The sequence below is a fragment of the Streptomyces sp. NPDC016309 genome (assembly GCF_043077235.1).
Lineage (GTDB): Bacteria > Actinomycetota > Actinomycetes > Streptomycetales > Streptomycetaceae > Streptomyces.
In genome coordinates this window covers 209,712-233,309 of record NZ_JBIBSG010000008.1, presented here as the reverse complement: position 1 = coordinate 233,309, position 23,598 = coordinate 209,712, and the positions used below count along the sequence as shown (strand labels likewise).

Genomic DNA, 23,598 nt, shown 5'->3' with positions numbered 1-23,598 from the left:
ATGGCGGAGGCCCCGCGCACCGGACGGGGTGCGCGGGGCCTGTGTGCCGTACGGACGGGGCTACTTGACCGCGCCGAAGGCGGGGACGATGGAGCCGTCCTTGTAGGTGTCCTCGATGAACTTCTTCACCTCGGGCGAGTTCAGCAGCTCGGCGAGCTTGCGCACGCGGGCGTCCTTCTCGTTGCCCTCCTTGACGGCGAGGAAGTTGGCGTAGGGGTTGCCCTCGGCCTTCTCCAGGGCCAGGGCGTCCTTGGCGGGGCTGAGCTTGGCCTCGATGGCGTAGTTGCCGTTGATGACGGCGGCGTCGACGTCGTTCAGGGCGCGGGGCACGGTGGCGGCCTCCAGCTCCTTGAACTCCAGGCCCTTCTTGTCCTTGATGTCGGACAGCTTGCCGTTGGCGCCGACGCCGTCCTTGAGGGTGATGACGCCGTTGTCGGCGAGCAGCTTGAGCGCGCGGCCGCCGTTGGTGGTGTCGTTGGGGACGGCGACGGTCTGGCCGGGCTTGAGGTCCTTGAGCGCCTTCAGCTTCTTGGAGTAGAGGCCGAGGGGCTCCAGGTGGACGTTGACGACCGGGACGATGGTGGTCTTGTTCTTCTTGTTGAAGTCGTCCAGGTACGGCTTGTGCTGGAAGTAGTTGGCGTCGACCTGGCCCTGCTGGGTGGCGGTGTTCGGCAGGACGTAGTCCGTGAACTCCTTGATCTCCAGCTTGAGGCCGGCCTTCTCGGCGAGGTTGTCCTTGACGAAGCCCAGGATGTCGGCGTGCGGCGTGGGGGACGCGGCGACGACGAGGGGCTTGGTCTCGTCGGCCTTGCCGGAGCCGCCCTTGGAGGAGGACGGGTCGGAGGCGGTGCCGCAGGCGGTCAGGCCGAGGGCGAGGACGGTGATGCCGGCGAAGGCGGTGGTGAGCTTGATGTTCTTACGCACGAAAAGTGCCTCTTTCTGGTGGTGCGGACAACGCCCGGACAAGGAGTGCGGGCTGTTTTTGGGGGTCAGGAAGCGGTGCGGCCGCGGCGGGCGAGGAGGAGTACGGCCAGGTCGCCGATGAGCTGGATGATCGTGACGATGACGATCAGCAGCACCACGGTGATGAGCATGAAGCCGGTCTCGAACCGCTGGTAGCCGTAGGTGATCACCTTGGAGCCGAGGCCCTCGCCGCCGACCGCGCCGGCCAGGGCCGAGTAGCTGATGAGCGTGATCACGGTGGTGGTCAGGGCGGCGATCAGGGACGGGAGGGCCTGCGGGAGCAGCACCTTCCCCACGATCGTCGGGATCCCGCCGCCCATGGACTGGACGGCTTCGACGAGTCCGTGGTCGACCTCGCGGATCGCGGTCTCGACGAGGCGGGCGAAGAAGGGGATGGCTCCGATGGAGAGCGGCACGATCATGGCGGTGGGGCCGATGAAGGTGCCGACCACCAGTGTGGTGACCGGGATGAGGGCGACCAGCAGGATGATGAACGGCAGCGACCGGCCGATGTTCACGATCACGCCGATGACCTTGTTCACCGGGCGGTTCTGGAGCAGTCCGCCCTTGTCGGTCAGGACGAGGAGGACACCGAGCGGCAGGCCGCCGGCGACGGTGACGACGGTGGACCACAGCACCATGTAGAGCGTGTCGATGGTGCCCTGCTCCAGCAGGGGCCGCATTTCTTCCCAGGTCACTTCGCGATCTCCTTGACCAGGCCCTGTGCGGGCACCTTCGGTTCCCCGTCGACGACCTCCACCTGGAGGCCCTGTTCGCGCAGGAAGCCGATGGGGACGACGTTCTCCTCGTAGCGGCCGGGCAGCTCGATGCGCATGCGGCCGATCTGCCGTCCGGCGACGGTGTCCATGGCGGCGCCGAGGATCGAGATGTCGATGTTGTACGTGCGGGAGAGCTGGGAGATCACCGGCTGGGTGGCGGCCTCGCCGTGGAAGGTGACGTCGACGACCGTGCGGTCGCCGCCGGAGGCCTCGCCGGTCACCGGGAACAGCTCCCGGGCGAGCTCGGAGCCGGGAGTGGCGAGGAGCTCGGCGACGGTGCCGGACTCGACGACGCGGCCCCGCTTCATCAGGGCGGCGGAGTCACAGATCTGCTTGACGACGTCCATCTCGTGGGTGATGAGCAGGACGGTCAGGCCGAGCTGCCGGTTGAGGTCGCGCAGCAGTTGGAGGATGGAGCGGGTGGTCTCGGGGTCCAGGGCGCTGGTGGCCTCGTCGGAGAGCAGCACCTTGGGATTGCCGGCCAGGGCGCGGGCGATGCCGACGCGCTGCTTCTGGCCGCCGGAGAGCTGGCCGGGGTACGCCTTGGCCTTGTCGGCGAGGCCGACGAGGTCGAGGAGTTCGAGGGCACGGCGGGAGCGGTCGGCGCCGGAGACGCCGAGGATCTCCAGCGGCAGCTCGATGTTGTCCTGGACGGTGCGGGAGGACAGCAGGTTGAAGTGCTGGAAGACCATGCCGATGCGGCTGCGTGCCCGGCGCAGGTCCTTGCCCGCGCGGCGGCCGCGGCCGGCGAGGGCGGTGAGGTCGGTGCCGTCGACCGTCACGGTGCCGGAGGTGGGGCGCTCCAGGAGGTTGACGCAGCGGATGAGCGAGGACTTGCCGGCGCCGCTCTGTCCGATGACGCCGAAGACCTCGCCTTCGCGGACATGCAGGTCGACGCCGTCCAGAGCGGTGACCTGGCGGCCTCGCGACTCGTAGACCTTGGTCAGGCCCGTAGTGGTGATCACAGGGGTTTCCGTCACTGTCGAGTGCACGGCGCGGTGTCCGCCGGGCACGGGGCATTCGTCGTTCCGACGCGCGGCACGGCTGATTCGGCCGGGTGGGCCGGGGAACGGCTCGTGCGCGGGGCAGGCGTGGTCCGTCGGTTTCGATGACGTACGGAGCACGGCTCGGCTGTCGGGTCTCGCTTCGGGGCGCGAGGCTCAGGCAGGGGCCCTCAGAAGGCGCACATTCGACACATACAACGAGCACCGGGCGTCGTGATCGCCTCGGTCGCAAGGGTGCGGCAGCTCGTCGTGGTCATGCGGGCCAGTAAACCAGACCCCCTGTCGGCGTCCGGATGGCTGTCCGAATAGCGGACGGGCCGTGTACGTCATACGGACAACCGTGGGGCGGTGGCGGCACGGCGCCGGGGGCCGTTCCGCCCGCTGTGGCCTGGGCCGTCGCCCTTCCCGCGACCGTCGGCCGGGGTGCCGGGGGTGGCCGGCGGGGGCGCCCGCTGTGGTCAAGACCACGGTCGCCCCGGCCCGGCCCGTCGCCCTCGCGGGGGCGGTCGCACGGGGCCTTTTGGCCCGTAATAGTCTCGGGCGCATGCTTGACGCCCTGACGGTCGCGGTCTCCGTGGCCGCGCTCGCCCTCGCCGCCTGGTGCGGCTTCGCCGCGTACCGGGACCAGCCGACGAAGGACTGGCACTTCATCGGCATGGCGGTGGTGACGGTGCTGGCCCTGGCGCAGCTCGTGGTCGGCGTCGTACGGCTGGTGGGGGGCGAGGATGCCGACGAGGGTACGGCGATCTTCCTGGCGTACCTGATCGGCGCGTTGTGCGCGGTGCCGGCGGCCGGTTTCCTGTCGCTGACCGAGCGCAGCCGCTGGGGGTCGGCGACCGTCGCGGCCGGGGCGGTGGTGCTGGCGGTGCTCGAAGTACGCCTCTACGACATCTGGAACGGCTGACATGACGGAGCGCCGGTTGGCCCGGGGGCCGGGCATGCTGCTGGTGTGGCTGTACGGGGTGATGTCGGTCGGCGCGGTGTCGCGGTCGGTGTTGCAGATCGCCACCGAGTTCGGCCGCGCGCCGCTGGCGTACTCGCTGTCGGCGCTGGCGGCGGTGGTGTACGTGTTCATCACGTACACGCTGGTGCGGGGCGGGGAGACGGCCCGCAGGGCGGCGCTGGTGTGCTGCGCCGCCGAGCTGGTGGGCGTACTGACCGTGGGTACCTGGACGCTGGCCGATCCCGGCGCCTTCCCGGACGCCACGGTCTGGTCGGACTACGGGTACGGGTACGTCTTCATCCCGGTGCTGCTCCCGGTGACCGGGATCCTGTGGCTGCGGAAGGCTAGGCGGCCTTCTCCAGCGTGACGAGGGTGAGCCGCGGGCCCACTTCCTCGGTGGCGACGGTCTCGTACCCCTTCTTGCGGTAGAGGCGCAGGTTGGCGTCGCTGCGGTGTCCGGTGAAGAGCTGGAAGCGCTTGGCGGCGGGGGCGCGGCCGGTGGCGAAGTGCTCCTCGATGGCGTCCAGAAGGCGGCCGCCGAGGCCGTGGCGGCGCAGCCGCGGATGGACGATGAGCTTGCCGATGGTGGCGGTGCCGGTGTCGTCGATCCGGCCGCGTACGGAGGCGATGACCTCGTCGCCGAGCCGGGCGACCAGGGCGTGGCCGCGGTCGAGTTCGGCCTTCAGGTCGTCGAGCGACTGGGTGAGGGGTTCGATGGCGTAGTCGCCGTAGAGCTCGGCCTCGCTCTGGTAACACAGGTACTGGAGCTTCAGGATGTGTTCGGCGTCCTGCGCGCTCGCCGCTGAGATGGTCACGCTCATGCCCATGTATGCATGCCTCCGGCTCACCTGATCCGCCCTGTGGGTCTACCGCTCCATTCCCCGATGTGCAGGAACGGCAACCTCTGCCGCGAGCATTCTGCGCAGGCATCCCAGGCAACGGGAACGCATTGGCCCCAAACTGCCTTGTGAGATACCCAACTCTCCTGCGATTTCCCGGTAGGTGGGGTCGGTGGGCGACAGCATCGCGGTCAGCAGGCGCCGGCAGTGGACGGGTGTGCGCGCGACGGCGGTCCGCAGGGCACGGCGGCGTTCGGCGACCAGCGCGGCGCTCTCGGGCTCGGTGTCGGACACGGGGTCGTGGGCGTAGGGCAGTTCCCGTACGACGGTGCGGCGGGCGCGGCGGGCTTCCGCCCGGACCGCGCGGCGCAGCCAGTCGGCGGGGTGGTCGGGAACGCCGGGGCCGCCGTCGAGGCGCTCCAGGAGCCTGAGCCACACGGCCTGTTCGAGGTCGCCCGGCTCGACGCCGGCGGCCGCGGCCTCCGCCGCCGACTCGGCGGCGAGCAGCGCGGTGAGGGCGCGGACCAGTTCGGGGAGGGCGTCCCCGGCCGGCGCGGGGGCACCGGTGGCGCGGGCGGGTGCGCGGCGGGCGGGCACATGGCGGGTTGGTGCGGTGCCGGTGGGTGCGGTGGGGGTAGGTGCGGTGCCGGTGGGTGCGGTGGGGGTGGGTGCGGTGGGGGGCGCTTCGGGCAGCGGCTCTCGGGTGGGCGTCGCTTCGGGGGGTGTCATGCCGGCCATGACACGGCCGCCGGGTGGCGCGGTTGCCCGCGCCACCCGAAACCGCCCGTCCGGGGGTTGTGCCGGGCGGGGTGCTGACGACCGCGCGACACGGGCCCGGCCGGGCGGGGCGTGGGTCAGCGGGCGCGGTGGTCCGCGGCGGCCAGGAGGCCGGTGTCGGGCTGGTCGGTGAAGATGCCGTCGATACCGGTGGCGAAGTACGCCCGGTACGCGCCGAAAGCGTCCCCGTAGGCCGCCGGGTCCGTGCCCCGCCGGAACTCGGCCGGCAGGAAGGTGTTCTCGTTGCGCAGCGTGTACGGGTGGAGGACCAGCCCCTCGGCGTGCGCGTCGCGCACCAGGGTGGTGGGCTCGCCGAGGGTGCCGTCGGGGCGCCGGGGGACGACGAGGTCCAGCGTGGGGCCGATGCCCTGGGCGAAGGAGGCGATCCACTCCAGGCCCTCGGGGGTGATGAGGTCGGCGACCGTGCGCGGGTCGCCCGACTCGGTGAAGTCCCAGGGGCGGGTGCCGGCGCCGGACAGCAGGACGACGCGCGGCGCCGAGACCAGCTTCGCCATCCGCATCATGCTGCTGGGCTCGAACGACTGGAGGAAGGTCGGCGAGCCGGCGCCGTGGCGCCCGTACCGGCGCAGCAGCTTGGCGAGCGGTTCCTCCAGGGCGAGGCCCAGCTTGCGGAAGTAGGTGGGGTGCTTGGTCTCGACGTGCAGCCACACCGGGCGGCCGCGGCGGTGCCCCTCCTTCTCGGCCCAGCGCAGCACCTCCTCGAACGTGGGGACGGTCCAGCGCCCGTCGTAGAGGGTGTTCTCCTGCCGGGTGGCGGGGATCCGCTCCTTGGCCCGCAGCGTCTTCAGCTCGGCGAGCGTGAAGTCCTCGGTGAACCAGCCGGTCAGGGGCGTGCCGTCGACGGTCTTGGTGGTCTTGCGGGAGGCGAACTCCGGGTGGTCGGCGACGTCCGTCGTCCCGGTGATGTCGTTCTCGTGACGGCAGACGAGGTGCCCGTCCTTGGTGGGGACGAGGTCCTGCTCGATGACGTCCGCGCCCATGTCGAGGGCCAGCCGGTAGGAGCCGAGGGTGTGTTCGGGGCGGTGGCCGCTGGCGCCCCGGTGCGCGATGACCGTCGGCACGGGCAGGTGCCGGTACGCGGCCGGCGGGCGGCCGTGCGCGGCGGCCGGGCCGGCGCCGGCGCCCACGGAGAGGGCGGCCGAGCCGAGCACCGCCGCTCCCAGCACCGTACGGCGCCCGGGACTCGTGTGCGCGCCCTGTGTCATGGAGGCTCCCTTGGTGAGTACTTTTCGGACATCCTTGCGAGGCCGATCGTAGGCAGCGGCGCCCCGCCCGGGGGAGACCTCGCGCGAATTCGCGGAAAACACGGGTCAACACTGTGTATCGACTCGGTGAACCCGGTGTGCGTCCGGGCGTGGCCCACGAGTATCGTCCTCACCTGCACATACTGGTCATGTACGTGGTCGGCTGATTTCGACGGAGGACTCGTTGTCCCGCTTCGCGCTCATCAAGGCAGTGCTCGGCCCGGTCATGCGCCTGATGTTCCGCCCCCGGGTGGAGGGCGCCGAGAACATCCCCGGTGACGGGCCGGTCATCCTGGCGGGCAACCACCTGACGTTCATCGACTCGATCGTCCTGCCGATCGTGTGCGACCGTCAGGTCTACTTCATCGGCAAGGACGAGTACGTCACGGGCAAGGGCGTCAAGGGCCGGCTCATGGCGTGGTTCTTCACGGGCGTCGGCATGATCCCGGTGGACCGGGACGGCGCCAACGGCGGTGTCGCCGCGCTGATGACGGGGCGCCGGGTGCTGGAGGAGGGCAACGTCTTCGGCATCTACCCGGAGGGCACCCGCTCCCCCGACGGCCGCCTGTACCGCGGCCGCACCGGGATCGCGCGCCTCACGCTGATGACGGGCGCGCCGGTGGTGCCGTTCGCGATGATCGGTACCGACAAGCTCCAGCCGGGCGGCGCGGGTCTGCCCCGCCCGGGCCGGGTGACGGTGCGCTTCGGCGAGCCGATGGAGTTCTCCCGCTACGAGGGCATGGACCGTGACCGGTACGTGCTGCGGGCGGTGACGGACTCGGTGATGACCGAGGTGATGCGCCTGTCGGGGCAGGAGTACGTGGACATGTACGCCACCAAGGCGAAGGCGGCGTAGCGGTACGGGGGCCCGGGCTCCCGTACTGCCGGAGGGCCGCACCCGCGTCGGGTGCGGCCCTCCGGCCTGTCCGGCACGGGTCCGGCCAGGTGCCGGACCTGTGCCCGGACACCCCCTAGGGGTGTTCGGCGCCCTCTTCGAGCCTCTGGCCCCGGAGCAGGAACCAGGCCGCGACCGCCGTCGCCAGCAGGACGGCCGCGCCGGCCCCGGCCGCGATGCGCAGGCCCTCGACGAAGGCGTCCTGCGCGGTGGTGACCAGCGCCCCGGCCGTCGCGTCCGGCAGGCCGGCGGAGGCCTCCACCGCGCCGCCCAGCGACTCGTGCGCGGCCGCCGCCGTGTCGGCGGGGACGCCCGGCGGGGTGACGAAGTCGCTGTAGACGCCGGTCACCACGGAGCCGAGGAGCGCGATGCCGAGCGCCGCGCCGAGTTCGTACGCCGTCTCGGAGACGGCCGACGCGGCCCCCGCCTGCTCGCGCGGGACGCTCGACAGGATGACGTCGGCGGTCACGGTGAACGCGAAGCCCGCGCCGACCCCGACGACCAGCAGGGACACGCCGAGCATCGGGTAGCCCGTGGAGCGGTCGAGCAGGGTCAGCGCGGCGAGCGCCAGGCCCACGGCGGCGAGGCCGCCCGACACCACGGACCGCACCGAGAAGCGCCGGGCCACATGACCGGCGATCAGACCGGTCGTCACCGCGCCGAGGGCGGCGGGCAGTTCGGCGAGGCCCGCCTCCAGCGGGGAACGTCCCTGGACGAGCTGGAGGAACTGGGAGAGGAAGAACACCAGTCCCGACAGGCCCAGGATGGTCAGCAGATCGGCGAGCACCGCGCCGGAGAAGCCCCGGTGGTGGAACAGCCGCATGTCGAGCAGCGGTGCGGCGAGCCGGAGCTGGCGCCGTACGAACCAGGCCAGCGCGGCCGCGCCGATGACGGCGGCGGCGGCCGTACCGAGGTGAAGCCCGTGCGCGGCGGCCTCCTTGACCGCGTACACGACGCCGATCATGCCGACGAGCGACAGCGCGACGCTGGGCAGGTCCCAGGGTCCGGGCGCGGGGTTCTTCGACTCGGGGATGTACCGCATGCCGACCAGGACGAGCACGGCCATGACCGGCAGGTTGATCAGGAAGACCGAGCCCCACCAGAAGTGCTCCAGCAGGAAGCCGCCGACGACCGGGCCCACCGCCGCGCCGGCGGACGCCATGGCGCCCCAGATGCCGATGGCGAGGCTGCGCTCGCGCGGGTCGTGGAACAGGTTGCGGATGAGCGCCAGCGTGGAGGGCATGAGGGTCGCGCCGGCGACGCCGAGCAGCGCACGGGCGAGGATCATCATCTCGGGGCTGGTGGCGTACGCGTTGAGGACGGAGACGGCACCGAAGGCGGTGGCCCCGGTCAGCAGCAGCTTCTTGCGGCCGATGCGGTCGCCGAGACTGCCCATGGAGACGAGGAGCCCGGCGATGACGAAGGAGTAGACGTCGCCGATCCACAGCAACTGGGTGCCGGTCGGCCGGAGGTCCTCGCTGAGGAACGGTGTCGCCAGGCCGAGCACGGTGGCGTCGACGGCCACCAGCAGCACGGCGAGGACCAGTACGGCGAGTGCCAGCCACCGGCCCGGGCGGCGCAGGACCTCCGCTTCCCTGGTGGGCTGATCGGTACGGGTCATCTCTCCACGCTCCTGCGTGCTCCGCCGAGCAGCAGCTCGGCGATCATGTACTGGTAGTCCTTGGCGGCGACCCGCCCGTCCTGCACGGCCCAGGCACAGGTGCCGATGAGCCCGTAGAGCGCCTCGGTGAGCCAGGCGGGCGTGAGGTCGATCCGGAACTCGCCCTCCTCCTGGCCGCGCCGGAAGAGCGCGGCCACGCGGGCGTCGAGGCGGGCCCAGCCCTCGTTCATCTGGTCGCCCTCGAAGAGCTGGTTCTCGGTGACGAGGAACGCGAGCAGCCCGGCGACCGGCTCCAGTCCGGCGATCAGCCGGCGCAGTGCCGCCTCGGCGGTGCCGTCCTCGAACCGGGCGGCGTCGATGGCCGCCTCGAACTCCTGGATCCCGAGCGCCTCCAGGGCCCTGACCAGCGCGTCCCGTCCGGCGAAGTGCCGGTGAAGGGTCGCGCGGCCGATGCCGGCGGCGCGGGCGACCTCGTCCATGGTGGCGGTCGCCTTGCGGGAGAGGAGGGCGGCGGCGGTGCGCAGCACCTGCTCACGGTCGACGGTCATGAGACAACCATAACCCACGTGAGACATCAACGTCTCATTCGGGATCCGATCGACTCGCCTGATACGCCGACGGCGCGGTCCCTCAGGCCACACGCCCGTACGCCACCGGCTCCGGCCCGCTCCCGCTGCGGCCCCGAACGCACCGAAGGCCCCTCGCGGGGCCTTCGGTGGGTGCTGGGAAAGCGCGGCACGCGCGATCGCGCGCAAGGTGCCGCCGCGCCGTTACCGCTTGGCAGTGGCCCAGGCGCGCTGGATCACGAGGTCGGCCTTGAGCTCGGCGAGCTGGGTGGCGACGGCGGAGGGGGCCGTGCCGCCCCGGCCGCTGCGGGAGGCGAGGGCGCCGGGGACGTCCAGGACCGTCCGCACCTCGGGGGTGAGGTGCTCGGAGATCTTGGCGAACTGCTCGTCGGTGAGCTGGTCCAGCTCGATGCCGTGCGCCTCGCACTCCTTGACGCACTCACCGGCGACCTCGTGCGCCACCCGGAACGGCACACCCTGCTTGACCAGCCACTCCGCGATGTCGGTGGCGAGCGAGAAGCCCGCCGGGGCCAGCTCCTCCATCCGCTCGCGGTTGACGGTGAGCGTGGCCATCATGCCGGTGAAGGCGGGCAGCAGGACCTCGAGCTGGTCGCAGGAGTCGAAGACCGGCTCCTTGTCCTCCTGGAGATCGCGGTTGTACGCGAGCGGGAGCGCCTTCAGGGTCGCCAGCAGGCCCGTGAGGTTGCCGATCAGCCGCCCCGACTTGCCGCGCGCGAGCTCGGCGATGTCCGGGTTCTTCTTCTGCGGCATGATCGACGAGCCGGTGGAGAAGGCGTCGTGCAGGGTCACGAAGGAGAACTCCTTCGTGTTCCAGATGATGACCTCCTCCGCGATCCGGGAGAGGTTCACCCCGATCATCGCGGTGATGAACGCGAACTCGGCGACGAAGTCGCGCGAGGCCGTGCCGTCGATGGAGTTGCCCGCGCTGCCGTTCTCGAAGCCCAGGTCCTTGGCGACCGCCTCCGGGTCCAGCCCGAGCGACGAGCCGGCGAGGGCGCCGGAGCCGTACGGGGAGACCGCCGTCCGCTTGTCCCACTGGCGCAGCCGCTCCGCGTCCCGGGAGAGCGACTGCACATGGGCGAGCACATGGTGGGCGAAGAGCACGGGCTGGGCGTGCTGGAGGTGCGTACGCCCCGGCATGGCGACGTCCGGGTGGGCGTCGGCCAGGCCCACCAGGGCGTCCTGGAGGTCGGCGAGCAGCCCGCCGATGATCCGGGCGTGGTCGCGCAGGTACATCCGGAACAGCGTGGCCACCTGGTCGTTGCGGGACCGGCCCGCGCGCAGCTTGCCGCCGAGGTCGGGGCCGAGCCGCTCCAGCAGGCCCCGCTCCAGCGCCGTGTGGACGTCCTCGTCGGCGATGGTGCCGGTGAAGGAGCCGTCCGCGACGTCGGCCTCCAGCCGGTCGAGGCCCGCCAGCATGCGCGTCAGCTCGTCGGCGGTCAGCAGCCCGGCCTTGTGCAGGACGCGGGCGTGGGCGCGGGAGCCGGCGATGTCGTACGGCGCGAGGCGCCAGTCGAAGTGCACGGACGCGGACAGCTTGGCCAGTGCCTCGGCGGGACCGTCGGCGAAGCGGCCGCCCCAGAGCCGGACGTCACCGTTGTTGCTGCTCACTGCTTCAAGCTCCTCAAGGCCGGGGAAGTACGACGCCTCCCCGCCCACGGGGAACGGGGAGGCGGCTGTCGAACGAGCGGGGTCAGGTCAGGTCACGCTTGGCGGCGATCTTCGACGAGAGCGCGAAGATGTCGATGAAGCCCTGCGCCTTGGACTGGTCGAAGGTGTCGCCCGAGTCGTACGTGGCCAGGTTGAAGTCGTACAGGGACTTGTCCGACTTCCGGCCGGTGACGACGGCGCGGCCGCCGTGCAGGGTCATCCGGATGTCACCGGAGACGTGCTGGTTGGCCTCGTTGATGAAGCCGTCCAGGGCCCGCTTGAGCGGCGAGAACCACAGGCCGTCGTAGACCAGCTCGCCCCAGCGCTGCTCGACCTGCCGCTTGTAGCGGGCCAGCTCGCGCTCGACCGTGACGTTCTCCAGCTCCTGATGGGCGGTGATCAGGGCGATCGCGCCGGGGGCCTCGTAGACCTCGCGGGACTTGATGCCGACCAGCCGGTCCTCGACCATGTCGATCCGGCCGATGCCCTGGGCGCCGGCCCGCTCGTTGAGCTGCTGGATGGCCTGGAGGACGGTGACGGGCTTGCCGTCGATGGCGACCGGGACGCCCTCCTTGAAGGTGACGACCACCTCGTCGGGCTCACGGGGGGTGGCCGGGTTCGAGGTGTACTCGTAGATGTCCTCGATCGGCGCGTTCCAGATGTCCTCGAGGAAGCCGGTCTCGACGGCCCGGCCGAAGACGTTCTGGTCGATGGAGTACGGGGACTTCTTGGTGGTCGCGATCGGCAGCTCCGCCTTCTCGGCGAACGCGATGGCCTTGTCGCGGGTCATCGCGTAGTCCCGGACCGGGGCGATGCACTTCAGGTCGGGACCGAGGGCCTGGATGCCGGCCTCGAAGCGGACCTGGTCGTTGCCCTTGCCGGTGCAGCCGTGGGCGACGATCGAGGCGTCGTGCTTCCTGGCGGCGGCGACCAGGTGCTTGACGATCGCGGGCCGGGAGAGCGCCGAGACCAGCGGGTAGCGGTCCATGTAGAGGGCGTTGGCCTTGATCGCCGGGAGGCAGTACTCGTCGGCGAACTCGTCCTTGGCGTCCGCGACCTCGGCCTCGACCGCACCGCAGGCGAGCGCGCGCTTGCGGATGACGTCCAGGTCCTCGCCGCCCTGGCCGACGTCCACGGCGACGGCGATGACCTCGGCACCCGTCTCCTCGGCGATCCAGCCGATGGCGACGGAGGTGTCCAGTCCGCCCGAGTAGGCGAGTACGACGCGCTCGGTCACGGGTTTCTCCTTACGGTGCATTCACTGACAGGTATAACTATGCAGACCGCCGTATGTTTTGTCAACGCGGGGTCCCGGTGGTCCGGGAGGCGGGTGACGCGGGGGCCGGTGGGCCGGGGAGGGGCGCGCGGACCGGCCGTGGGGCCCGGCCCCGTTCGGCCGCGCGCGGCGGGCGGGAGGGGGGCGGCGGGCGTACGGTCCGGGCATGCGCCGCCCAGGTCCCGCCTTCGCCGCCGTTCTCGCGTCCGCCCTCGCCGCCGTCCTCGTGGCCGTCCTGCCGCCGGTCCCGGTCGCCGCCGCCGGGGAGGGTCCGCCGCTGCCCGCGCGGATGGCGGACACGGGGGGCGGTACGCAGCTGATCACGGCCGTCGCGCCCCGCGCCGGGGCCACCCACGGGAGGGTGAGCTGGTGGGACCGGCGCGGCGGGCGGTGGGTGCGGGCGGGTTCGGCGGCGGCGCGGTTCGGGGCGAACGGGCTGGTCGAGGGCGGCCGGCGGCGCCAGGGCACGTCGACCACGCCGACGGGTCTGTACGCGCTGCCGTACGCCTTCGGCATCGACGCCCGCCCGGCGGGCACGGGGGTGCGGTACCGGCGCGTGACGCGGGAGTCCTGGTGGTGCCAGGACAACCGGTCACGCGCCTACAACCGCTGGGTGGAGGGCCTGCCTCCCGACTGCCGGGCCGGGGAGGCGGAGCACCTCGTCACCTACGGGCGGCGCTACGCCCACGCCCTGGTGATCGGATTCAACTACGACCGTCCGGTACGCGGCCGGGGCGCGGGCATCTTCCTGCACGTGGCGGGGCGCGGGCCGACGGCGGGCTGCGTGGCCGTTCCGGCCCGCGCCATGCGCCGGATCCTCACCTGGGCGGACCGCTCCCGCCGCCCGCACATCGCGATCGGCACGGAGTCGGGCGCGACCGCCGTCACCCGGTACTGACCCGGTGGTCGGGGCCGGGTGCCGGGCCGGTCACCGCTCCTTCTGCGCCAGCCGCAGCAGGTGGTCCGCGAGGGCCTGGCCGCCCGCGGGGTCGCGGGAGATGAGCAGCAGGGTGTCGTCACCGGCGATGGTGCCGAGGATGGCGTGCAGTTCGGCCTGGTCGATGGCCGACGCGAGGAACTGGGCCGCGCCCGGGGGCGTCCGCAGGACCACCAGGTTGGCGGAGGCCTCGGCGGAGATCAGCAGCTCGCCCGAGAGGCGCCGCATCCGCTCCTCCTTGGCCGACTCGCCGAGCGGGGCCTGCGGGGTGCGGAAGCCGCCCTCGCTGGGCACCGCGTAGATGAGTTCGCCGCCCGTGTTGCGGATCTTCACGGCGCCCAGCTCGTCGAGGTCCCGGGAGAGCGTCGCCTGGGTGACGCTCAGCCCGTCGTCGGCGAGGAGCTTCGCGAGCTGGCTCTGGGACCGCACCGGCTGCCGGTTGAGGATGTCCACGATCCGGCGGTGGCGTGCCGTCCGGGTCTGCGGGACGGACGGCCCCCCGTGGTCGAGGTCCTGCGCGTCGGTCATCGTCGTCTCATTCTCCGGCTCGTCCTTCCCCGTTCACGCTGCTGAGGACGCCGGGCAGGGCCCGGAGGAAGGCGTCCACCTCGTCGTCACCGATGACGAGCGGCGGCATGAGCCGTACGACATCGGGAGCGGGCGCGTTCACCAGGAGGCCGGCGTCCTGAGCCGCCTGCTGCACCTGAGGCGCGAGGGGCTCGGTGAGCACGATACCCAGCAGCAGGCCCGCACCACGGACGTGGGAGACCAGCGAGTGGTCCAGGGCCTCGATTCCGGCGCGCAGCCTCTCGCCGAGGCGCTTGACCTCGTCGAGGGCGGAATCGGCGGCGAGGGTGTCGAGTACGGCGAGTCCGGCGGCGCACGCGACGGGGTTCCCGCCGAACGTCGTGCCGTGGTGGCCGGGCTTCAGCAGGTCGGCCGCCGGGCCGAACGCGATCGTCGCGCCGATGGGCAGGCCGCCGCCCAGGCCCTTGGCGAGGGTGACGACGTCCGGCTCGACGCCGTGCGCCTGGTGCTCGAACCAGTGGCCGCACCGCCCGATGCCGGTCTGCACCTCGTCGAGGACGAGCAGCGCGCCGGTCGCGCGGGTGATCTCCCGGGCGGCCTTCAGATAACCGGGCGGCGGGACGACGACGCCGATCTCGCCCTGGATGGGCTCGATGACGACGAACGCCGTCCGGTCGGTGACGGCGGCGCGGAGCGCGTCGACGTCCCCGTACGGCACATGGGTGACGTCGCCGGGCAGCGGCAGGAACGGCTCCTGCTTGCCGGGCTGGCCGGTGAGGGCCAGGGCGCCCATGGTGCGGCCGTGGAAGCCGCCGGTGGTGGCGACCATATGGGTGCGGCCGGTCAGCCGTCCGATCTTGAAGACGGCCTCGTTGGCCTCGGCGCCCGAGTTGCAGAAGAAGACCCGCCCGGGCCGGCCGAGGAGCTGGAGCAACCGCTCGGCGAGGGCGACGGGCGGCTCGGCGACGAAGAGGTTGGAGACGTGGCCGAGGGTGCCGATCTGCCGCGAGACGGCCTCGACGACGGCGGGGTGGGCGTGACCGAGGGCGTTGACGGCGATGCCGCCGACGAAGTCGAGGTACTCGGTGCCGTCCGCGTCCCACACCTTGGCGCCCTCGCCCCGGACGAGGGGGAGCCGAGGCGTGCCGTAGTTGTCCATCAGCGCGCCTTGCCAGCGCTGGGTCAGTTCCTGGTTCGTCACTGCGGTCCCCCTGGTCCGTCCGGCACGACCATCGTGCCGATGCCCTCGTCGGTGAAGATCTCCAGCAGGATCGAGTGCTGTACGCGCCCGTCGATGACGCGCGCGGTGGTGACGCCGTTGCGCACGGCGTGCAGGCAGCCCTCCATCTTGGGGACCATGCCGCTGGAGAGCTCGGGCAGCAGCTTCTCCAGCTCGGTGGCGGTGAGCCGGCTGATGACCTCGTCGCTGTGGGGCCAGTCCTCGTACAGGCCCTCGACGTCGGTCAGCACCATCAGAGTCTCGGCGCCCAGCGCCGCAGCGAGTGCCGCAGCCGCCGTATCAGCATTGACGTTGTAGACATGTCCGTCGTCCTGGGAACGTGCGATCGAGGAGACGACCGGGATGCGGCCGTTGTCCAGCAGTGCTTGGATGGCGCCGGTGTCGATCTCGGTGATCTCACCGACGCGGCCGATGTCGACGAGCTCGCCGTCGATGCGCGGCCGGTACTGCGTGGCGGTGATGGTGTGCGCGTCCTCGCCGGTCATGCCGACGGCGAACGGGCCGTGCTGGTTGAGCAGTCCGACGAGCTCGCGCTGGACCTGTCCGGCGAGCACCATCCGTACGACGTCCATCGCCTCGGGCGTGGTGACGCGGAGGCCGGCCTTGAACTCGCTGGCCAGGCCGTGCTTGTCGAGCTGGGCGCTGATCTGGGGACCGCCGCCGTGGACGACGACCGGCTTGAGGCCGGCGTGCCGGAGGAAGACGACGTCCTGGGCGAACGCGGCCTTCAGCTCCTCGTCGACCATGGCGTTGCCGCCGAACTTGATGACGACGGTCTTGCCGTGGTGGCGCGTCAGCCAGGGCAGCGCCTCGATGAGGATCTGCGCCTTGGGCAGGGCGGTGTGCTTGCGTGTGGTGCTCATGAGCTGTACGCGCTGTTCTCGTGGACGTAGTCGGCGGTGAGGTCGTTGGTCCAGATGACGGCGGACGCGGACCCGGCCGCCAGGTCGGCGGTGATCTTCACTTCGCGGTACCGCATGTCGACGAGGTCGCGGTCCTCGCCGACCGAGCCGTTCTTGCAGACCCAGACGCCGTTGATGGCGACGTTGAGCCGGTCGGGCTCGAAGGCGGCCTTCGTGGTGCCGATGGCGGACAGCACGCGGCCCCAGTTGGGGTCCTCGCCGTGGATGGCGCACTTGAGGAGGTTGTTGCGGGCGATGGAGCGGCCCACCTCGACGGCGTCGTCCTCGCTCGCCGCGTTGATCACCTCGACGCGGATGTCCTTGGACGCGCCCTCGGCGTCGCCGATGAGCTGGCGGCCGAGGTCGCCGCAGACCTGCGTCACGGCCTCGGCGAAGTCGTCGTGGTCCGGGGTGATGCCGGAGGCGCCGGAGGCGAGCAGCAGGACGGTGTCGTTGGTGGACATGCAGCCGTCGGAGTCGACCCGGTCGAAGGTGACGCGGGTGGCGTCGCGGAGCGCCTTGTCGAGCGCGGCGGCGTCGACGTCGGCGTCGGTGGTGAGGACGACGAGCATGGTGGCGAGACCGGGGGCGAGCATGCCGGCGCCCTTGGCCATGCCGCCGACGGTCCAGCCGTCCTTGGTGACCACGGAGGTCTTGTGGACGGTGTCGGTGGTCTTGATGGCGATGGCGGCCTTCTCGCCGCCGTGCTCGGACAGTTCCCCGGCGGCCTTCTCGACGCCGGGAAGCAGCTTGTCCATGGGCAGGAGCACGCCGATGAGTCCGGTGGAGGCGACGGCGACCTCGCCGGCGCCGATGTCGAGGACCTCCGCGACCTTCTCGGCGGTGGCGTGGGTGTCCTGGAAGCCCTGGGGGCCGGTGCAGGCGTTGGCGCCGCCGGAGTTGAGAACGACGGCCCGCAGCTCGCCGGTCTTCAGGACCTGCTCGGACCACAGGACGGGGGCGGCCTTGACGCGGTTGGAGGTGAACACGCCCGCGGCGGCGCGGCGGGGCCCGTTGTTGACCACGAGGGCCAGGTCCGGGTTGCCGTTCGCCTTGATCCCGGCCGCGATGCCCGCGGCCGTGAATCCCTTCGCTGCCGTGACGCTCACTGTGCTTCTCCGTTCGCTGCTGCGCCCGCGCACGGTGGTGCGGGCATCGTCGTCGTCCGCGGCCCGGTCGCCGCGTGTTCCGCCCCGGCCACCACGGGGAGGCGTCCCGGGCTCACGGTGCGACTCCGGTCGTGGAAAGACCCGTGTCCTCGGGGAGCCCGAGGGCGATGTTCATGCTCTGCACCGCGCCGCCGGCGGTGCCCTTGGTGAGGTTGTCGATGGCGCTGATCGCGATGACGCGGCCGGCCGCCGGGTCGAGGGCGATCTGGACCTGTACGGCGTTGGAGCCGTACACGGACGACGTCGCGGGCCACTGCCCCTCGGGGAGGAGGTGGACGAACGGCTCGTCGGCGTACGCCTTGGTGTAGGCGGCCCGGACGTCCTCGGCGGTGGTGCCCGGCTTCGCCCTGGCGCTGCACGTGGCGAGGATGCCGCGGGCCATCGGGGCGAGGGTGGGGGTGAAGGAGACGGTGACGGGCTCCCCTGCGACCCCGCCGAGGTTCTGCATCATCTCGGGGGTGTGGCGGTGGCCGCCGCCGACGCCGTACGGGCTCATGGAACCCATGACCTCGGAGCCGAGCAGGTGCGGCTTGAGCGCCTTGCCCGCGCCGGAGGTACCGGTCGCGGCGACGACCACCGCCTCCGGCTCGACGAGGCCGCCCGCGTACGCGGGGTAGAGCGCGAGGGAGACGGCGGTGGGGTAGCAGCCCGGCACCGCGATGCGCTTGGTCCCCTCCAGCGCGGCGCGGGCACCCGGCAGCTCGGGGAGGCCGTAGGGCCAGGTCCCGGCGTGCGCGGAGCCGTAGAACCGCTCCCAGTCGGCGGCGTCCTTCAGCCGGAAGTCGGCGCCCATGTCGATGACCAGGACGTCGTCGCCGAGCTGCTCGGCGACCGCGGCGGACTGTCCGTGCGGAAGGGCGAGGAAGACCACGTCGTGGCCGGCGAGGACCTCGGCGGTGGTCGGTTCGAGGACGCGGTCGGCGAGCGGCGGCAGGTGGGGCTGGAGCGTGCCGAACGTCTGGCCCGCGTTGGAGTGGCCGGTCAGGGCGCCGATCTCCACCCGGGGGTGGCCGAGGAGCAGCCGGAGCACCTCTCCGCCCGCGTACCCGCTCGCACCCGCCACTGCTGCTCGTACTGCCACTGGACCCTCCTCGTCGATGGCATGACTATACGCATCTTCGCAGTTTTATGCAACGTTTCCGCGTGCCTGCCGGCATGGGCGGGCACGGGCGCGCCCGTGCGGGGAGCGGGGAGCGCCGGCGGCGGCACTGACGGACTTCTCGGGGCGTTCGGCGGCCACAACGCCTCGTTGACGTTCACGCGTTGAGGGGACGGTACGGACGGTAATATCCGCTGCCTCAGCGATTCGGCGCGAGCAGGAGCACGACGATGGCAGCGAACCCGGTGGCCGGTGTACTCGCCCGTGTGGCGGACGTGATCCGGGACGTGCCTGCCGACCGGAGCGGTGCGCTGTGGCGCCTCGCGGAGGACAGCCGTCAGCTCGACGCCAATGTGGTGCGCCTGGCCGCCGGCTCCCGGGTCGCCGCGCACGTCGAGCCGGACCTGGACGTGCTGGTCTACGTGGTGGACGGCACCGGGCGGCTCGGCACCCCGGAGGGTGAGCTCCCGCTGGAGGCGGGGTGCGTGGTGTGGCTGCCGCGCGGCTCGCGGCGCGGGATGGCGGCCGGGCCGGAGGGGCTGACGTACCTGACGGCACACCGCCGCCGGCCGGGGCTCTCCATCCGGTCCGCCCCCGGTGCCCCGGCGGAGGACCGGGCGGACGACGGTGACCGGGCGGGCGGCGAGGCCGTGTGCCTGCTCGGCCGGGTGTGCCCGGAGTGCGGGCGGCTCGCCCCCGACGAGTCCGGCGTCCGCTTCTGCGGGCGCTGCGGGAGCCGGCTGCCGGACGCCTGACCGGCTACTTCTTCACGGCCCGCAGCACGACGAACTTCGGGTCGGCCGCCACGACCTCGGAGTTGCCGAAGACGCGGCGCAGCGTCACGTGGTAGCCGAGGTGCCGGTTGCCGACCACCCACAGCTCGCCGCCGTCGCGCAGCGCGCGCCGGGCGTCGGAGAACATCCGGCGGGCCGTGACGTCGGTCATGGCCTGGTGACTGTGGAAGGGCGGGTTGTTCAGCACCAGGTCGACGGAGCCGGCCGGGACGTCCGCGAGTCCGTCGCCGACCAGGAACTCGGCGTCGCCGCCGGGCGGGCCGCTGCTCCGGTACGTCTCCTCGGCCGACGCGACCGCCTGGTACGACTCGTCGGTGAACAGGAGCCGCGCCCCCGGGTCGGCGAGCGCCACGGCGAGGCCCACCACCCCGTTGCCGCAACCCAGGTCGACGACCCGGGAGCCGCCGAGGCCGCGCGGCAGGTGCTGGAGGAAGAACCGGGTGCCGATGTCCAGGCGGTCGGCGCAGAAGACGCCGGCGTGATTGACGACGGTCCGGCCCGCGACGGGCGCCGGGGCGTCGTCGGGGAGGGCGTAACGGAGCGGCCAGGGGCTCGGGGTGCGCGGGAGCGCGGGGTCCGGCGTGCACAGGACGAGCCGGGCCTTCTTGACCGCCAGGGACGTGGGGGCGGGGCCGATGATCCGCTCGAAGAGCCGGAGCGTGGAGGTGTGGATCTCCTTGACCATGCCGGTGCCGACGACGACCGTCCCGGCGTGCACGGCCGGGGCGAGGCGGTGCAGCAGGTCCTCCAGGAGCGCCAGGCTCTTGGGGACCCGGACGAGCAGCACGTCGATGCGCTCGGGCGGGGCGTCCCGGGTGGTCAGCAGCCGCACGGCGCCGGGGTCGACGCCGTTGCGGGCGAGGTTGGCGCGGGTGGCCTCGCGCGCGAGGTACGAGTCGGTGATCTGGACGACCCGCCCGGGGTGGTGCCCGGCGAGCGAGGTGGCCAGGGCGCCCCACCGGTCACCGGCCACGACCACGGTGCCGGTGTCCGGGAGCGGTGTTCCGGCGAGGTGTCCCAGCAGGTACTCGTCGGCGGCGTCCCAGGCGCGCAGCCGGTCGCGCGGGTCCTCGGGGAAGCGGGCGAGTTCGTACGCGCCCCATGACGTGGTCAGACGGTTCATTGTCCGCCCAGGCTAGCCGGTGGGGCGGGGGCCGCCGGAACCGGAGCGCGCCCTCCAGCGGTCCGGGACGTCGAGCGGCGCGAACGCGTGCTGCGGGACACGCTCGTTGCCCCCTCAACGACCGGCACCCGACCGGCTTCCTCCGGGTGACACGGACCACACCTGCGGACGTAGACTCCCCCTACGGAACGACAAACAGGGCGAAATGCCGCAAGGAGGTCACTCGATGCACGCGATCGTGGGCGACACATTGCTGGTGCACGGCAGGGTCGTGGGCCAGCACGACCGGACCGCCGAGGTCATCGAGGTGCTCGGGCCGGACGGCACTCCCCCGTACCGCGTCCGCTTCGACGACGGTCACGAGGCCGTGATGTCCCCGGGCCCCGACAGCGTCGTACGCCACAAGGAGCCCGGTTAGCCGTCCGGCACGATCGGCGAGACGCTCCCTAGTCCGGCGGACGGGCCGGGGTCGGGTAGTGGTCGGCCACCACCCGGGCCATCGCGCCGATACGGTCCGCCACGACCTCCTTGGCCGAGAAGAAGACATGCCCCCGCACCCGCGGGTACTCCCCCGCGAGCGTGAGGTGGCGTGACAGTTCGGCCGGGTCCTGCCAGGCCGCCGGCTGGGCGGGGTCACCGGCCTTGTACAGCGCCTCCCCGACGTACAGCTCGACGCCCGTGCCCCGCGCCACGTCGTCCCACCAGGGCACCAGCGTGGCGTAGTCGGCGGCGGCGAAGCCGATGTGCCAGTAGAGCTGCGGCACCACGTAGTCGATCCAGCGCTCCTTGACCCACTTGCGGGTGTCGGCGTGCAGGTGGTCGTAGGTCTGGACGCCCGCCCGGGTGTCCGAGCCCAGCGGGTCGGCGGCGCGGTTGCGCCACACGCCGAAGGGGCTGATCCCGAACCGTACGTCCCGGTCGATGTCCCGGATCCCCTCGGACATCTCCCGCACCAGCCGGTCGATGTTGTCGCGCCGCCACGCGGCCTTGTCCGGGAAGCCGGCCCCGTGGGCGGCGTAGGTGTCGTCGTCGGCGAAGGCCTGGCCCGCGACCGGGTAGGGGTAGAAGTGGTCGTCGAAGTGCACGGCGTCGATGTCGTAGCGGCGTACGGCGTCGAGCATGGCGTCCTGGACGAACCGCCGCACCTCCGGCAGCCCCGGGTCGTAGTACAGCTTCCCGCCGTACGGCAGCACCCAGTCCGGGTGGACCCGGGCCGGGTGGCCCTCCGCCAGCCGGGCCGGGTCCGTGTGGTTGGCCACCCGGTACGGGTTGAACCAGGCGTGCAGCTCCAGGCCCCGCGCGTGCGCCTCGGCCACCGCCGTGCCCAGCGGGTCCCAGCCCGGGTCCCGGCCCTGGACGCCGGTGAGCCACTGCGACCAGGGCTCGTACGGCGAGGGCCACAGCGCGTCGGCGGTGGGGCGCACCTGGAACACCACCGCGTTCAGCCGCCGCTCCACCGCGGCGTCGAGGAACGCCAGCAGCTCGGCGCGCTGCCGGTCGGCCGGGAGGCCCGGCTTGGAGGGCCAGTCGCGGTTGGCGACGGTCGCCAGCCACATCCCGCGGAACTCCCGGCCGGCCCGCCGCCTGCCATGCTTCCCGTGCTTCCCGTGCTTCCCGTGTTTGTCGTGCTTCCCGTGCTTCCCGTGTTTGTCGTGCTTCCCGTGGCCCTGGCCGTGCTCGCGGCCGGACCGGGCCGCCGCGCCCGCGTCCGCCGCCGTCCACAGCGAGGCCGCCGCTCCGATCACGGCCGCCGCCAGGCTCCGTCTACCGATATGCCGCATTCATATGCCCCTTACCGGTGGGTTGTCCCGTTGTCTCCCCGTCCCCGCAGAGCATGCCCGCCCCGGAGCGGCCTCCACCCGCGCGAACGGAGTAACGTCGTGGGGTCGAGGCGGGCGCCGGAATCACACGGGGGACCTGCCGCAGGGAAGATCAGCGAAAGGCACGATGTGACCGACATCGAACGCGTCGGAGTGGTGGGCTGCGGCCAGATGGGCGCGGGCATCGCGGAGGTGTGTGCCCGTAGCGGCCTGGAGGTCAAGGTCGCCGAAACCACCGGCGAGGCCCTGGAGATCGGCCGTACCCGGCTGTACAACTCCCTCTCCAAGGCCGCCCAGCGGGGCAAGATCACCGAGGAGGAGCGCGACGCGACGCTCGCCCGGCTCAGCTTCACCACCGATCTCGGCGAGTTCGCCGACCGTGACCTGGTCGTCGAGGCGGTCGTCGAGAACGAGCAGGTGAAGACCGAGATCTTCCAGGTCCTCGACCAGGTCGTGACCCGCCAGGACGCGATCCTCGCCTCGAACACCTCCTCCATCCCGCTGGTGAAGCTGGCCGTGGCGACGTCCCGCCCCGACCAGGTCATCGGCATCCACTTCTTCAACCCGGCCCCGGTGCAGCAGCTCGTCGAGCTGATCCCGGCACTGACCACCTCCGAGGGCACGATCAGCCGCTCCCAGGCCGTGGTGGAGAAGGTGCTCGGCAAGCACGCGATCCGCGCCCAGGACCGCTCCGGCTTCGTGGTGAACGCGCTGCTGATCCCCTACCTCCTCTCCGCGATCCGGATGTTCGAGTCGGGCATCGCCAGCCGCGAGGACATCGACAACGGCATGGAGATGGGCTGCGCCCACCCCATGGGGCCGCTGAAGCTCGCCGACCTCATCGGCCTCGACACGGTCCACTCGGTCGCGGACTCGATGTACGCCGAGTACAAGGAGCCGCTGTACGCCGCTCCCCCGCTGCTCCAGCGCATGGTGGACGCGGGGCGCCTCGGCCGTAAGACGGGATCGGGCTTCTACCCGTACGGTTCGTGACGCTGAGCGACGAACTTTCGCACGGGGTGTGCGGAGCGTGTGCGCATATGCCCTGCGCACACGCTCCCCGCGCTCCCGTCACGGGGGTTGACTCGGTACCGCTCAGTCGACCAAGAGGAGCGGAGAACCGTGACCACCGATCCCGAACACTTAACGGCCGTCGAGGAGTTCGCAGAGCTGCGCCGCTGTCTCGACGTCGGGCTCGCCCGGATCGACGGGCAGCTCGCGCTGCTCGCCCAGCGCAACGGCCAGATCGACCGTGAACTGACCGGTCTGGCCGCGCGCGTGGCGGCACTGGAGCAGGCCAAGTGGCCGCTGCCCGCCGTTTCCGCGTGCACCGCCGTGGGCGCGCTGGCGGTGGCGGTGTGGCAGGCGCTCGGCCACTGACCCGGGC

The 23,598-nt window shown here is 72.0% G+C and carries 25 protein-coding genes; 8 read left to right on the top strand and 17 right to left on the bottom strand.

The features are described from left to right. Positions 1–60 precede the first annotated feature (60 nt). The 3 genes from ACF068_RS21675 to ACF068_RS21665 all read right to left on the bottom strand — a co-directional run bounded on the left by ACF068_RS21675 (position 61) and on the right by ACF068_RS21665 (position 2,755). On the bottom strand, positions 61–924 hold the full coding sequence (locus tag ACF068_RS21675) for a MetQ/NlpA family ABC transporter substrate-binding protein (RefSeq protein WP_392275906.1): 864 nt from the start codon (positions 922–924) through the stop codon (positions 61–63). Between the two features lie 65 nt (positions 925–989). Then, complete coding sequence (locus ACF068_RS21670; RefSeq protein ID WP_392275905.1) at positions 990–1,661, bottom strand: methionine ABC transporter permease; 672 nt, start codon at positions 1,659–1,661, stop codon at positions 990–992. After that, positions 1,658–2,755 (bottom strand): methionine ABC transporter ATP-binding protein, encoded by a 1,098-nt coding sequence (locus tag ACF068_RS21665; protein WP_392275904.1) that lies wholly within the window; start codon positions 2,753–2,755, stop codon positions 1,658–1,660. The genes ACF068_RS21670 and ACF068_RS21665 overlap by 4 nt, the downstream gene beginning before the upstream one ends. Before the next feature lie 535 nt (positions 2,756–3,290). On the opposite strand from ACF068_RS21665, the gene ACF068_RS21660 reads away from it, so the two are divergent. After that, positions 3,291–3,650 carry a hypothetical protein gene (locus ACF068_RS21660; RefSeq protein ID WP_392275903.1) on the top strand — a complete coding sequence of 120 codons (360 nt, stop codon included), beginning with the start codon at positions 3,291–3,293 and terminating at the stop codon, positions 3,648–3,650. Position 3,651: 1 nt separating this feature from the next. After that, positions 3,652–4,056 (top strand): hypothetical protein, encoded by a 405-nt coding sequence (locus ACF068_RS21655; protein ID WP_392275902.1) that lies wholly within the window; start codon positions 3,652–3,654, stop codon positions 4,054–4,056. Here ACF068_RS21655 and ACF068_RS21650 read toward each other — a convergent pair. From ACF068_RS21650 to ACF068_RS21640, 3 genes are all read right to left on the bottom strand, one after another. Continuing rightward, the gene (locus ACF068_RS21650) at positions 4,034–4,516 is read right to left on the bottom strand and encodes a GNAT family N-acetyltransferase (protein WP_392275901.1); all 483 of its coding nucleotides are present in this window, start codon (positions 4,514–4,516) and stop codon (positions 4,034–4,036) included. The genes ACF068_RS21655 and ACF068_RS21650 overlap by 23 nt on opposite strands. Positions 4,517–4,555: 39 nt before the next feature. After that, complete coding sequence (locus ACF068_RS21645; protein ID WP_392275900.1) at positions 4,556–5,257, bottom strand: sigma-70 family RNA polymerase sigma factor; 702 nt, start codon at positions 5,255–5,257, stop codon at positions 4,556–4,558. Positions 5,258–5,382: 125 nt separating this feature from the next. Then, positions 5,383–6,531 carry a glycerophosphodiester phosphodiesterase gene (locus ACF068_RS21640; RefSeq protein ID WP_392275899.1) on the bottom strand — a complete coding sequence of 383 codons (1,149 nt, stop codon included), beginning with the start codon at positions 6,529–6,531 and terminating at the stop codon, positions 5,383–5,385. Between the two features lie 265 nt (positions 6,532–6,796). Here ACF068_RS21640 and ACF068_RS21635 point away from each other — a divergent pair, with 265 nt between their 5' ends. Continuing rightward, complete coding sequence (locus ACF068_RS21635) at positions 6,797–7,426, top strand: lysophospholipid acyltransferase family protein (RefSeq protein WP_392276058.1); 630 nt, start codon at positions 6,797–6,799, stop codon at positions 7,424–7,426. 115 nt (positions 7,427–7,541) lie between these two features. Here the strand turns inward: ACF068_RS21635 and ACF068_RS21630 are convergent, their stop codons facing one another. The 4 genes from ACF068_RS21630 to ACF068_RS21615 all read right to left on the bottom strand — a co-directional run bounded on the left by ACF068_RS21630 (position 7,542) and on the right by ACF068_RS21615 (position 12,560). Further along, the gene (locus ACF068_RS21630) at positions 7,542–9,086 is read right to left on the bottom strand and encodes an MFS transporter (protein ID WP_392275898.1); all 1,545 of its coding nucleotides are present in this window, start codon (positions 9,084–9,086) and stop codon (positions 7,542–7,544) included. Further along, entirely contained in the window at positions 9,083–9,634 is a 552-nt protein-coding gene (locus ACF068_RS21625; protein WP_392275897.1) for a TetR/AcrR family transcriptional regulator, read from the bottom strand. Before ACF068_RS21625 ends, ACF068_RS21630 begins: the two co-directional genes overlap by 4 nt. 222 nt (positions 9,635–9,856) lie before the next feature. Then, the gene (gene argH, locus ACF068_RS21620) at positions 9,857–11,284 is read right to left on the bottom strand and encodes an argininosuccinate lyase (RefSeq protein ID WP_392275896.1); all 1,428 of its coding nucleotides are present in this window, start codon (positions 11,282–11,284) and stop codon (positions 9,857–9,859) included. An 82-nt stretch (positions 11,285–11,366) separates the two neighbouring features. Then, the gene (locus ACF068_RS21615; RefSeq protein WP_392275895.1) at positions 11,367–12,560 is read right to left on the bottom strand and encodes an argininosuccinate synthase; all 1,194 of its coding nucleotides are present in this window, start codon (positions 12,558–12,560) and stop codon (positions 11,367–11,369) included. 205 nt (positions 12,561–12,765) lie between these two features. Between ACF068_RS21615 and ACF068_RS21610 the strand changes: the two genes are divergently transcribed. Further along, positions 12,766–13,497, top strand: a complete 732-nt coding sequence (locus ACF068_RS21610; protein ID WP_392275894.1) for a L,D-transpeptidase — start codon at positions 12,766–12,768, stop codon at positions 13,495–13,497. A gap of 30 nt (positions 13,498–13,527) precedes the next feature. Here the strand turns inward: ACF068_RS21610 and ACF068_RS21605 are convergent, their stop codons facing one another. The 5 genes from ACF068_RS21605 to argC all read right to left on the bottom strand — a co-directional run bounded on the left by ACF068_RS21605 (position 13,528) and on the right by argC (position 18,456). Beyond that, the gene (locus tag ACF068_RS21605) at positions 13,528–14,064 is read right to left on the bottom strand and encodes an arginine repressor (RefSeq protein WP_392275893.1); all 537 of its coding nucleotides are present in this window, start codon (positions 14,062–14,064) and stop codon (positions 13,528–13,530) included. A 7-nt stretch (positions 14,065–14,071) separates the two neighbouring features. After that, positions 14,072–15,223 (bottom strand): acetylornithine transaminase, encoded by a 1,152-nt coding sequence (locus tag ACF068_RS21600; RefSeq protein ID WP_392276057.1) that lies wholly within the window; start codon positions 15,221–15,223, stop codon positions 14,072–14,074. Positions 15,224–15,261: 38 nt separating this feature from the next. Continuing rightward, positions 15,262–16,167, bottom strand: coding sequence for an acetylglutamate kinase (argB, locus tag ACF068_RS21595; RefSeq protein WP_392275892.1), 906 nt, complete (start codon positions 16,165–16,167; stop codon positions 15,262–15,264). After that, complete coding sequence (argJ, locus tag ACF068_RS21590) at positions 16,164–17,315, bottom strand: bifunctional glutamate N-acetyltransferase/amino-acid acetyltransferase ArgJ (protein ID WP_392275891.1); 1,152 nt, start codon at positions 17,313–17,315, stop codon at positions 16,164–16,166. The genes argB and argJ overlap by 4 nt, the downstream gene beginning before the upstream one ends. A gap of 112 nt (positions 17,316–17,427) precedes the next feature. Then, entirely contained in the window at positions 17,428–18,456 is a 1,029-nt protein-coding gene (gene argC / locus ACF068_RS21585) for an N-acetyl-gamma-glutamyl-phosphate reductase (protein ID WP_392275890.1), read from the bottom strand. 248 nt (positions 18,457–18,704) lie between these two features. On the opposite strand from argC, the gene ACF068_RS21580 reads away from it, so the two are divergent. Further along, a complete protein-coding gene (locus tag ACF068_RS21580; RefSeq protein ID WP_392275889.1) occupies positions 18,705–19,229 on the top strand; it encodes a hypothetical protein in 525 nt (174 codons plus the stop codon). A gap of 4 nt (positions 19,230–19,233) precedes the next feature. On the opposite strand, the gene ACF068_RS21575 is transcribed toward ACF068_RS21580, so the two are convergent. After that, the gene (locus ACF068_RS21575; RefSeq protein ID WP_392275888.1) at positions 19,234–20,391 is read right to left on the bottom strand and encodes a methyltransferase; all 1,158 of its coding nucleotides are present in this window, start codon (positions 20,389–20,391) and stop codon (positions 19,234–19,236) included. Positions 20,392–20,617: 226 nt separating this feature from the next. On the opposite strand from ACF068_RS21575, the gene ACF068_RS21570 reads away from it, so the two are divergent. Beyond that, positions 20,618–20,809, top strand: a complete 192-nt coding sequence (locus ACF068_RS21570; protein ID WP_392275887.1) for a DUF1918 domain-containing protein — start codon at positions 20,618–20,620, stop codon at positions 20,807–20,809. 28 nt (positions 20,810–20,837) lie between these two features. Here ACF068_RS21570 and ACF068_RS21565 read toward each other — a convergent pair whose 3' ends face one another. Continuing rightward, positions 20,838–22,172 (bottom strand): glycoside hydrolase family 10 protein, encoded by a 1,335-nt coding sequence (locus tag ACF068_RS21565; protein ID WP_392275886.1) that lies wholly within the window; start codon positions 22,170–22,172, stop codon positions 20,838–20,840. 168 nt (positions 22,173–22,340) lie between these two features. Between ACF068_RS21565 and ACF068_RS21560 the strand changes: the two genes are divergently transcribed. Both ACF068_RS21560 and ACF068_RS21555 read left to right on the top strand, forming a co-directional pair. After that, positions 22,341–23,204, top strand: a complete 864-nt coding sequence (locus ACF068_RS21560; protein ID WP_392275885.1) for a 3-hydroxybutyryl-CoA dehydrogenase — start codon at positions 22,341–22,343, stop codon at positions 23,202–23,204. A gap of 129 nt (positions 23,205–23,333) precedes the next feature. Further along, positions 23,334–23,591, top strand: coding sequence for a hypothetical protein (locus ACF068_RS21555; RefSeq protein ID WP_392275884.1), 258 nt, complete (start codon positions 23,334–23,336; stop codon positions 23,589–23,591). Positions 23,592–23,598 lie beyond the last annotated feature (7 nt).